4 protein-coding genes are annotated in these 11,747 nt (G+C 69.4%); 3 read left to right on the top strand and 1 reads right to left on the bottom strand.

The genetic code is table 11. From position 1 onward, the window contains the following. Positions 1-330: 330 nt before the first annotated feature. From ACFC0B_RS01325 to ACFC0B_RS01315, 3 genes are all read left to right on the top strand, one after another. Entirely contained in the window at positions 331-8,610 is an 8,280-nt protein-coding gene (locus ACFC0B_RS01325; RefSeq protein ID WP_376080472.1) for a ricin-type beta-trefoil lectin domain protein, read from the top strand. 3 nt (positions 8,611-8,613) lie between these two features. Next, complete coding sequence (locus tag ACFC0B_RS01320; protein ID WP_376080470.1) at positions 8,614-9,084, top strand: hypothetical protein; 471 nt, start codon at positions 8,614-8,616, stop codon at positions 9,082-9,084. Between the two features lie 483 nt (positions 9,085-9,567). Next, positions 9,568-10,068: a hypothetical protein gene (locus tag ACFC0B_RS01315; RefSeq protein WP_376080467.1), complete on the top strand. Its 501-nt coding sequence runs from the start codon at positions 9,568-9,570 to the stop codon at positions 10,066-10,068. A gap of 512 nt (positions 10,069-10,580) precedes the next feature. Here the strand turns inward: ACFC0B_RS01315 and ACFC0B_RS01310 are convergent. After that, positions 10,581-11,510 (bottom strand): Gfo/Idh/MocA family protein, encoded by a 930-nt coding sequence (locus ACFC0B_RS01310; RefSeq protein WP_376080464.1) that lies wholly within the window; start codon positions 11,508-11,510, stop codon positions 10,581-10,583. Positions 11,511-11,747 lie beyond the last annotated feature (237 nt).

Genomic DNA, 11,747 nt, shown 5'->3' with positions numbered 1-11,747 from the left:
GCGCAGTCGGGTGGCCGCCCTCCCGGTGGATCCGGTGGAAACGTGGTCACTCCGAGGCTGATCCGCCAAAGCGCACGAAAGTGCGGCAATGATGATGATCATGTCAAAAACCTGGCATTAGCAGGAAAAGTCACTCAGTGCCATATGACATGTGCCATCTGTTATGTGATTGTCACCTAAGTACTCCCTGGGGAGCCGCCGGGAGTGAGACGTTGTGCTGCAGATCCGAACAAGCCGTTCAAGCTCTTTGACGACATTTCGGAAGGGCCGATGTCTCCTCACACCCCAGTCTCGTCCGCGTTCGCGGGCGGGGCCTTGTCATCGCGCTGGTTGCGCCGGATATCGGGCGCCCTGACGCTCGGGCTCCTGGTGCAGACCGGTGTCGCGTTCGACGCACTGACGGCGGCTCCGGCCGCGGCCGCGCCCGGAACTCCTCCCACCGCTCCGTCTCCTGCGGCGGAGGCGGCCGACGAGGCGTCGGCGCTGCTGGCGGCCCGCCTCCAGGGCCGGCGGATCGAGGTCACCAAGGCCCGGACGGAGTTCACCACGCTGTGGGCGAATCCGGACGGGACGCTGACCTCGGAGCGGTCCACCGGCCCGCTCCGCATGAAGGTCGGCGACGCCTGGGTGCCGGTCGACACCACGCTGGTGCGGACGCCGGACGGGAAGGTGGCGCCGAAGGCGCACCCCGGTGGGCTGGTGCTGGCAGGCGGCGACGCCGGGGTGACGGTCGGCGACAGCCTGCCGACGCCTCCCGGCGCCGCGCCCGACTCGCCCGACGCGAAGGCCGCCCCCGCCGCCCCGTCGAGCCCCTTGGCCCGCCCGGCCGAGGCCGAGCGGGCGCCCGCCGAGCGGCCGCTGGCCACCATCGGGTCCGGTGACCAGCAGGTCTCCTTCGGCTGGCTCGGAAAGCTCCCCGCGCCGAAGCTGGAGGGCGACAAGGCCACCTACGTCGATGCCCGCCCCGGCGTCGACCTGGTCCTCCAGGCGACCCGGACCGGCTTCGAGCAGTTCCTGATCGTGAAGAACCGTTCCGCCGTGTCGCAGACCGGCACGGTCACCATCCCGCTGGACACCACCGGCCTCAACGTCGCCCCGCAGCAGGACGGTTCGATCCAGCTGCTGGACAAGGCGACCGGAAAGCAGGCCGTGAAGATCCCGGCCCCCGTGATGTGGGACGCGGCGCTCGACGAGGCCTCGCAGGAGCACCTCAACCGCGCGCCGGTGACGATGCGGGTGCGCGGTGAGGGTGCGGACACCGAGCTCGTGTTCACCCCGGACGCGGCGTTCCTGGCGGACGAGAAGACCCAGTACCCGGTCACCATCGACCCGGTCGTCGACATCGGTACGAGCTACGACACCTACGTCCAGAACAACGAGAACATCGACGCGTCCGGCTCCTACGAAATCAAGCTGGGCAGCTACAACGGCAGCGTCAAGGCGCGCTCGTACCTGACGATCCCGGGTGCCGACTTCAACGGCAAGCAGATCATCGACGCCAAGCTGCACCTGTACAACTTCCACTCCTCCTCCTGCACCCCGAAGCAGTGGGAGGTCTGGGACGCCGGCGGCGCCGGCTGGTGGACCCGATGGGGCAACGAGCCCCAGTGGGGCCAGCAGTGGAAACGGACGTACGAGACCTACGACGACGACGGCGGGGACTCCCACCAGTGCACCGCCCCGGACGGCTCCGGCTGGACGAACACCGACGTCACCGAGATGATCCGGCACCTCACGCAGTTCGGCTACAACGACTACGGCCTGCTGCTGAAGGCGACGGACGAGAACAGCAACCTCTCCTGGAAGAAGTTCGCCTCCGCCCAGAGCGGCGCCCCACCGTACGTCTCGATCACCTACAACTCGATCCCGCGTACCCCCGCGACGGTGGAGATCCAGCCGTCCCCGCCGGGCGACCCGAAGGTCGTCGCGGACGCCAACCCGCGCTTCCTGGTGCAGGGGGCGGACGACGACGGCGAGCCGGTCACGGTCTTCTTCGACCTGTGGCGCGCCGGCTCGTTCTTCGGCAGCATCTCCAGGTACACGCCGAACGGCGCGTGGGCCTCCGTCCGGGCGTCCGACTTCGGCCTCGCCAAGCTCGACGACGGCGTCCAGTACTCGATGACCTCGATCGTGGACGACGGCAAGATCCGGTCCGGCTGGGTGAACACGCCGTTCACGGTGGACACCGTGAAACCGGGCACGCCGTTCGTCACCTCCGCCGACTACCCGGCGGACGGGCTGTGGCACGGGGCGGCCAACCAGGCCGGTTCGTTCACCTTCTCCGTCCCGGCCGGGACGGACGACCTGGCCGCGTACGTCTACACCCTGGACGGCGGCGCGCCGGTGACGGTCAACGCCACCGCTGCGCTGACCGCGTCGATCACGCCGACCACCGAGGGCCGGCGCGTGCTCAGCGTGCAGGCCAAGGACCGCGCGGGCAATCTCTCCCCGCCCGCCGAGTACGTGTTCCACGTCGGCCAGGCCGGTATCAGTTCGCCGGTGAACGGCACCCAGGCGGCCAAGCGCGTCAAGCTGGCCGTGGACGCGCAGGAGCAGTTCAAGCGCGTCGTCTACGAGTACCGCCGCGGCCCCGGCGCCACCGAGTACGCCGTCCCCCGGACCAACCTGACCAAGGCCGACAACACCCCGGTGACCGAGGACAAGCCGCGGCTCGCGGACCTCGGCCCGCATGCCGACTGGAACGTGCTCGACACCCTCGGCAACGTCGGCGGCGTCGTCCAGATCCGCGCCAGGCTCTTCCCCGAGGACGGCTCCGGCGCCGGCTACACCACTGTCTGGAACACGATCACGGTGGACCGCAACGCCGACGGCGCGGCGAGCGCCGAGGTCGGCCCGGGGTCGGTCAACCTGCTGACCGGCGACTTCTCCACCGACGTCACGGACGCCGACGAGTTCGGCATGTCAGTGGCCCGTACCTCCTCCTCCCGGGGCACGGACCGCGGCTGGCAGCCGCAGGGCGAGCGGCTGACGGCCAACCAGCGCCAGATCGGGACCGACACCAACGGGTTCTCGGCCGGTCCGGTGACGCTGTCGCGCTCCACCGCGCGCGGCCACGACAGCTCGACCGACTCGCTGCTGATCACGCCGACCGGCCAGAGCGACTCCTACACGGGCGTCGGCCCCGAAATGACCATGGCCCTCGGTATGAAGCCCGGCCGCACCTACCGGCTGACCGGCTGGATCTACGTGCCGGGTACCACTGGACTGAACCCCGACTACGCCCACCGCGGCCTGCGTCTGGTCGGGTTCACCCGGACCGCGGCCGGCTACGCCGAGGTAACCTCCGGCAAGGCCGGCTTCACCGACGGCTGGCAGCAGCTCAGCGTCGACCTGGCCGTCCCGCAGGGCGCCACCGAGGCGTTCTTCCGTCTCTACAACGGCTTCACCGCAGCGGACAAGCAGGTCTTCTTCGACGACTTGTCGGTGAAGGAGATCGTCGCGCCGTTCGGTCCGCAGTGGGCGGGCGGCTCGGATGCGGGCGCCGGCTCGGACTACCGGTCGTTGTCGTTCCTGCAGTCCGACCTGGTCGAGATCAAGGGCAACGACGACAGCTCGCTCACCTTCGCCCGGGGTACCGACGGCAGCTTCTTCCCGGAGCCGGGTGCCGAGTCGCTGTCACTGAAGGCCGTGCCGGCCACCAGCGGCGCCCTCGTGCTGGCCGCGACCGGGCAGTGCCTGGAGGTCCCCGGCGGTGTCAGCGGCATCGCCGTGCGGGCGGCTCCGTGCACCGGAGGCGTCAACCAGCAGTGGACCCGCGACGACCAGCAGCGCTTCCAGATCCTCGGCAAGTGCCTGGACAACCCCTGGGAGGTGGCCGCCGACAACACCCAGGTCGTGCTGTGGGACTGTCATTCCTTCGCCAACCAGAAGTGGGACGTCCTCGCCGACGGCCAGGTCGTCAACCAGTACTCGCGCAAGTGCCTGGACGCGAATCTCGGCGGCACCATCTGGACCTGCCGGAGCGGCGCCAACCAGGTCTGGGACGTGCAGTCCGCCGGAACCATCTATGAGCTGAGCGAGCTGGACGGCTCGAAGACGGTGTTCGTCCGTCACGGCGGCTCCGACATCTACCAGGTCTTCGCCGACATCGGTCCGGAGGCCGCCTCGGCCACCCGGTACCAGTACGACACCACCGACGGCCGCTCGCTCGTCAAGCGCGTCATCCCGCCGGTCGAACCGGGCGTGGACGACGTCAACCACTGCACCGTCAACCCGCTGCCGCGCGGCTGCGAGGTCATGGAGTACGACTACGCCAAGGTCACCACGGCCACCGCGACGACGCCCGGCGACTTCCTGGACCGCATCCGTACGGCGAAGGTGTGGTCGTGGAACCCGGCGACCTCGAAGGAGGAGGCCGTCGAGGTCGCGCACTACGCGTACGACGACAAGGGGCGTCTGGCGCAGGTTTGGGACCCGCGCCTGGCCCAGCCGCTGAAGACCTCCTACAGCTACGACGCGGACGGCCGGGTCACCCGGATCGGTGCCGCCGGCGAGCTGCCGTGGAACTTCGACTACGGCAAGGCCGCGGCCGACCAGGACCCGGGCCGCCTGCTGAAGGTCCGCCGCGCCGCTCTCGTGCAGGGCAGCAAGGACCAGGTCGACGGCGAGGTCGCGACCAGCGTCGTCTACGACGTTCCGCTTGCCGGTGGTACGGCCGGCGGCCCGTACGACATGGGCGGCACCGATGTCGCCAAGTGGGCCCAGACCGACGCGCCGACCGACGCCACCGCCGTCTTCGGTCCCGAGGACGACCCGGGCACCAATACCGCCACGGCCGTGAAGCCGGGCAAGGACGGCTACAAACCGGCCACCGTCCACTACCTCAACGCCTCCGGCAACGAGGTCAACACGGCGAGCCCGTCCATCACCCCCGGCGGTGACATCGATACGAAGGAGTACGACCGCTACGGGCATGCCGTCCGTACCCTGGAGGCGACCAACCGCTCGATCGCGCTCGGCACCCACCCCGAGGCGGACCGGTTCGTCGCCGAGCTGAACCTTCCCGCGGACTCGGTGTCGCGGGCGCGCCTGCTCGACTCGCGCACCGTCTACAGCCCCGACGGCCTGGACGTCGTCGAGACCCTCGGCCCGGTCTACCGCGCCTCGCTGTCCGAGCAGGTCAACGGCCAGACCGCCCCGGCCACCGTCGCCGCGGAGGCCGAGAAGCTGCCGCAGCTCGGCGCCAGCGCGCCGGTGCGGGTGATCAACAACAACGGTGCCCTCTCCTGGTCAGGCGGAGCGCAGCTCGGCCTGGCCGGCACCCAGGCGGGCGCGTTCGACGCCATGCGGGTGAGCGTGCCGGAGGAGGGCGACTACCGGCTCTCGGGTCAGCTGACCCGGTTCAGTGACCACGGCATCATCCAGTTCGCGATCGACGGTCAGAACCTCGGCCAGCCGATCGACACCTTCGACGCCAACCCCGCGGGCTCCATCGCCCCCTATGCGGTCGGCCAGTCGATCCACCTGGCGCGCGGTGACCACGAGCTGAAGCTCACCATCACCGGCACCAACCCGGCGAGCCAGGGCGAGCGCTACCACGCCGGTCTGGACACCGTCACGCTCACCAAGACCACCGTCAACCCGACCCTCCCGGCCGGCACCTCGGTGGTGGCGCGCGACCACAACACCAACACCTACGACGAGGGCAAGCCCGACGGCCAGGCCTACCACCTGCTCACCACCGGGACCGACGGCGCCCGCCTCGACGGCTACGCGGACGACGTCGAACTGCGCGTCACAAGGACCGGCTACGACACGCCGATCGGCGGCACCTCCGGCTGGACGCTGAAGGCCTCGACGTCGGTCACCACGGACGGGCTCGGCGCCAATCTGACCTCGACGGTCAAGTACGACGCGTCGGGGCGTGCGCTGGAGTCGCGCAAGCCGGGCTCCACCGGTTCGGACGCCGGGACGGTGAAGTCGGTGTTCTACACCGCCGGTGCCAACCCGGACGACGCCGCGTGCGCCAACCGCCCCGAGTGGGCGGGTCTGCCCTGTGTCACTCTGCCGGGCGGTGCGATCACCGGCGCGGACGCGTCGCGGATGCCGACCACCCTGCCGGTCAAGCGGGTCACCCGCTACTCGCCGTTCGGCGAGGCGGAGGAGACCACCGAGACCAACGCGGGCAAGTCCCGCAAGACGGTCACCACGTACGACGGCGCGGACCGCATCACCTCGACCGAGATCACCTCGGACGAGGGCAAGCCGCTCCCGAAGGTCACCACCGAGTACGACCCCGCCACCGGCGACCTCGTGCGGACCACGGCCGGCGGCAAGTCGCTGACCCGGGTGCTGGACCAGCTCGGCCGGCTGATCTCCTACACGGACGCCGACGGTTCGACGACCACCTCGGAGTTCGACCGGTTCGGCAAGCCGGTGAAGGTCACCGACCCGACCGGCTCCACCACTTACACCTACGACCGCGCGAAGGAGCCGCGCGGGCTGGTCACCTCCGTCAACGACAGCGTGGCCGGCGAGTTCACGGCGAAGTACGGTCCGGACGGCCAGCTCGTCGAGCAGACCTACCCCGGCGGCATCGTCCGCAAGGACACCACCAACGCCGTGGGCGAGGCCACCGGCCGCACCTACACCCGCACCAGCGACAACAAGGTCATCTGGGCGCAGGCCGCCGACATCTCCACCCAGGGGCAGGTGGCCAAGGACAGCAGTTCCACCGCCACCCGCTCCTACCAGTACGACCGGCTCGGCCGGCTGGTGAAGGCCGAGCAGTCCACGGTCGCCACCGGCTGCGTCACCCGCCAGTACGCCTTCGACGCCCACTCCAACCGGCTCTCCAAGCAGACCTCCCCGAACGGTTCATCGGGCGAGTGCGCCACGGGCGGGGCGACGGCCGAGAACCACACCTACGACAGCGCGGATCGCCTCACCGACGCGGGCTTCTCCTACGACGCCTTCGGGCGCACGGTGACCACCGCGACCGGCGCGACCAACACCTACTGGGCGAACGACCGCGTCGCCGCCCAGGAGAAGGGGGACACCAAGCAGGAGTGGGCCGTCGACGCCGCCCACCGCCTGACCGCGTTCACCACCAGCAAGAAGCAGGCCGACGGCTCCTGGGCCGGCGCGACGTCGAAGCTGAACCACTACGGCGACGACGGCGACGAGGTCCGCTGGACGATCGAGGACACCACCCAGGGCACCCTGACCCGCAACGTCTCGGGCCCGGACGGCGACCTCACCGCCACCACCAGCAGGACCGGTGACGTCCAGCTCCAGCTCACCAACCTGTTCGGTTCGGTCGTCATCACCACCAACCCGGCGCTGACCAACCCGGTGGTCCTGGACTTCGACGAGTTCGGCATCCCCCAGGACGGCCAGGCCGCAGTCCGCTACGGCTGGCTCGGCGGCAAGCAGCGCTCCGCCGAGGCCCAGGACGGCGACATCCTCATGGGCGCCCGCCTCTACAGCCCCGCCCTCGGTCGCTTCCTTCAGATCGACCCGATCCCCGGCGGCAACGCCAGCCCGTACGACTACTGCACCGGCGACCCCGTCAACTGCACCGACCTCGACGGCAACTGGGGCATGCCCAAGTGGGCGAAGAAGGCCGTCCAGGTCGTCGCCAAGGTCGCCGAGGTGGCGTCCTACATCCCGGGCCCGATCGGCGCTGTCGCCGCAGTCGTCTCAGCGGTGTCCTACGCGGCCACCGGGAACTGGGAGAAGGCTGCCGAGATGGCCGCGACGGCGGTCGCCGCCACTGTCGGTGCCGGCCCGGTCGTGAAGGCCGCCGTCACCACGGTCAAGGCGACGCGCGCGGCGGTCAGGGCCCAACGCGTGACGGTGAAGGCCAAGACTGTGTACCGGACCACCGCATCCAAGGTGAAGTCCGTTGCCAAGAGTTGCAGTTGTGGGTGCGCTGGAAAGAACTCCTTCGCTCCGGACACGCTGGTTCGGATGGCTGACGGTGCCTACCGTCCGATCAGCGACATCAGGATCGGCGATGTCGTCGTGGCCGTCGACCCGGCGACGGGTGAGTCCTCGGCCCAGCCGGTTCTCGATGTCGTGGTCGGCTTCGGGACCAAGCATATGGTCCTGATCGACACCGACCTGGACCCCGCGACAGCGCCTCTTGAGGCCACCGCCAACCACCCGATGTGGGTGGTTGACCGCGGCTGGGTCGAGGCGGCCAATGTGGTCGTCGGGGAGGAACTCCTCTCACCCGATGGAAACACTGCCGAGGTCGCCTACACCCGCGACCTCGGTGACATGGCCGACGAACTCGTTTACAACCTCAACGTCGGCAATGTGCACACGTTCGTCGTCGTCACTGCCGGCGGTGACGAAGTCCTGACGCACAATGACAACGCCAAGCTGCCCGTGAGCTGTAGGCTTGGAAACAAGCTCAGTGAGGAAGACGCTCGCAAGATCGCGACCAGGATGGGGTTCGTCAAGGTCGGTGGGAAGTCCCATGGGGCGGATGTCTACCGCAAGGGCACGGTGTACATCTCTCGGGACCAGGACGGGCATGCGGGTGGTGGCTGGAAGGCTGCCTCTTCAGTGAAGAACCTGGGATCCAAAAAGACCAGGTCCGGTACCTACTGCAAGCATCTGTGCCATCGGATCGGAAAGTAGCACATGTTCCAGTACCGGGTTGTGAAGCACTCGCCGGAGCAGCGGGCCGGAACGATGCCGTCCTGGATCGGATACTCCGACATCGGGGAGTCGTTCGGCGGGGAGGTGCTCACCCGCTCGGAATACGAGGAGACGGAACGGCGGTACCTTGAGGCCGCTCGCCGGTTCGCGGCCACACAAGGTGTGACTACCCTTCGGGTCGACGGCTTGGAGATCTACTCCGAAAGCCCGTGGTGGCAGCGCATCGACGAGGGCGACCGACTGTCGTTCGAGCAGGCGCTCGAATTGGCGAGATCAATCCTTCGCGGAGAATCCGTCTGGTGCAGGCTCGTCAACGACGGCAAGTTCTTCGTGCACTTCGGCTACGACTACTACATGTACATCGGTATCGCGAACCCGTCGGATGACGCTGTTCTGTCGGTCAGGAAGTCCGGCCTCTTCGTCGATGATTTCGAGTCGCCGTATCTGACGTAGTCGGTGGCTCCGGAATCTGGAACACCGGGGTGCCCTCCTCGATCGAGGAGGGCACCCCGGTGGCGTTTTGGCTGCAGCGCCGACCGTCGTCCACACAGGCGCGGCGGCGGGCGGGGGGCCGGCGCGAAGGATCAGCACTCGGTTCGTTCCTCCATCGGGTGGACGGCCCCGTCGAGTTCGAGGGTGCAGGCGCGTGGCCGTTCAGCCGTGCCGGTCCGTTCCAGGCGCACCGTCAGTGGCCGCGGGTCCCCGGGCGGGCCGGCGCGACCAACACTTGATGGACGAACAGCAGTGTCGCCGCCGAGGAGGAGGAGGACCCCGAGCAGGAGTGGGCCGCCGACGCCGCCCACCGCCGAAGACTGGATGATCAGAATTGAAATGGTCCGCGGAGAGAGTCGTCACCGAGGGCGTCGGTCGGCCTTGTCTCCGTTCGAGCAGTGCCGGACAGGATGGCAAGGTGAGTTCGTGATGGATGCCCGACGAATGCGGATCGTGACCCGCTTGGAGATAGCTGTCCTCGTTCTCGTCATGGTGGTCGGGGGGTCGTTCGTGGTCGCGTTCGGGTCGCTGCTGGGTGGGGCGGGTGACCAGTGCTCGGGCCAGGGTGCTCGCCTGGCCGCGCTCGACAGGCTGGACGCGTTCGCCGTGACGCCGAGTGGATCGCAGGAGGTCAAGGGCTCGGCGGATACGGCCGAGTGTGTCGGCGAGGATTCCACGGATGCCTGGTTGTCCGGCAGTCGGCTGTACACCTACGGCGGGAATCGCGAGGACTTGATCGACTTCTACACGAGGGAACTCTCCCGGCTGGGCTGGGAGAGGGAAGGGCCGGGTCGCGGGTCGGCGGACGTGCGGACGTGTTTCACGAGGAGGTCCGAATCGGGCTGGGAGACACTGACTATAACGTTCAGGCAGGGAGCGGAGGCCGACGGAACCTTCCAGGCCTCCGCCGAGGCTGCGATGGACGGTTCGAAGATCGGTTGCTGACCTGCCATGAATGAGGTACGCGTCCCCGGCTCGCCCTCGGCCGCGGAGAAGGTTCTCTCCGCGGCCGAGGTGCGCCCTGGGGTGGTGGACCGGTCGGTAGGGTGGCGGGTTGTCGGAGGGTTGGGGGCCGGCGGCGAGCGCTCTTCCGCAGTGCCCGGACGAGATCGGCCGGTCCGTCCGCCGTCACGCCCAGCCGCGCGGCCAGCCGCCAGACCACGGCCTCCGCCGTCATCCCCGCCAGGGAGAACGCCGCATCGGACCGCCGGGAGGGTGCGACACCGGGGACACCACAGGCTTCCCCCAACCAGGTCAGGAGGTGGGACTTGCCGATGCCCGGTGGTCCCGAGACCACACAGAGAGCCTCGGAGCCCTCTGATCGTCCAGCAGGTCGAGCAGCGCCAGGCCGGCGGGCTTCCGCCCGGCGGCCGGCGCCGGCAGCCGACGTCCCGCATCGCTCATGATTCCCCCGTCCCGGTTCACGCGGCGGTCGGATTCAATGCGCTGATGTGGCGTCAGGGGCCCTCGATGCGCTCCACGATCAGTTCGCACAGTTCGTGGGTGCGCAGGGCGTCGTGGGCGTCGAGGGTCCGGCCGGTGCGGACGGCGTCGAGGAAGGCGAGGACGACCTGCTCGATGCCGCGCTGGCGGGCGACCGGGACCCAGTCGCCGCGGCGGCGGACGGTGGGCTGGCCACGGTGGTCGATCACCTCGGCGAGGTTGTGGACCTCGCGCTTGGAGTCGCCGCCGGAGACCTCCAGGATCTCCTCCGTCGATCCGGAGAGCCGGTTCATGATGCCGAGGGCCGTGAAGCCGTCGCCGGCGAGGGTGAGGACGACGTGCTCCACCAGGCCGTCGCGGACGCGGGCGCGGACGTCGACGTGGTCGAACTCGCCGGGGGCCAGGAAGCGCAGGGTGTCGACGACGTGGATGAAGTCGTCGTAGACGAGGGTGCGCGCGGTCTCGGGCAGGCCCTCGCGGTTCTTCTGGAGGACGATCAGGTCGCGCGGCCGTTCGAGGGCCTGGCTGTAGCCGGGGGCGTGGCGGCGGTTGAAGCCGACCGCCAGGGAGCGGCCGGTGCGGTCGGCGAGGTCGACCAGGCGGCGGGCGCCGTCGAGGGTGTGGTCGAGCGGCTTGTCCACGTAGACGTCGACGCCGGCCGTGAGCAGCTGCTCGACGATCGGCACGTGCTGGTCGGTCGCCGCGTGCACGAAGGCCGCCCGGATGCCGCTGTCGATCAGCCGGCCGAGATCGGTGAAGCGCTGCTCGGGCGCGATCCGGTACGTCTCGCCGATCCGGTCCAGCTTGGCGCCGTCGCGCGTCATCAGCCGCAGGTCCAGGCCGGGCAGCGCGGCGAGGACCGGCAGGTAGGCCTTCTGCGCGATGTCGCCCAGCCCGATCACCCCGACCGGAAGCGCGGCCTCGGGAACAGCGGTCGAACTCATCAGATCTCCACGGGTGCGTGAGCCGGTTTCACCCCCACCTTATGCAGCCGGGAGACCTGCGGGTGCGGGCCGTCCACGGTGAGCGGGCGCAGCGCCGCGTCGCGGGCCGCGGCCGAGGGTCCGGGAGGCGGCGTGCCCCAAGGGCCGCACGGGGTGGCTCCTGGAAACGGCCGGTGCCCTGGGCGAGTTCGGCGGCCTCGACCCGCTCCTCCAGCTCCTGCTGCTCCGGATCGGTCC

This window comes from Kitasatospora sp. NPDC056184 (genome assembly GCF_042268405.1).
In the GTDB taxonomy this organism is placed as follows: Bacteria; Actinomycetota; Actinomycetes; order Streptomycetales; family Streptomycetaceae; genus Kitasatospora.
This window is presented reverse-complemented; position numbering and strand designations above follow the sequence as displayed.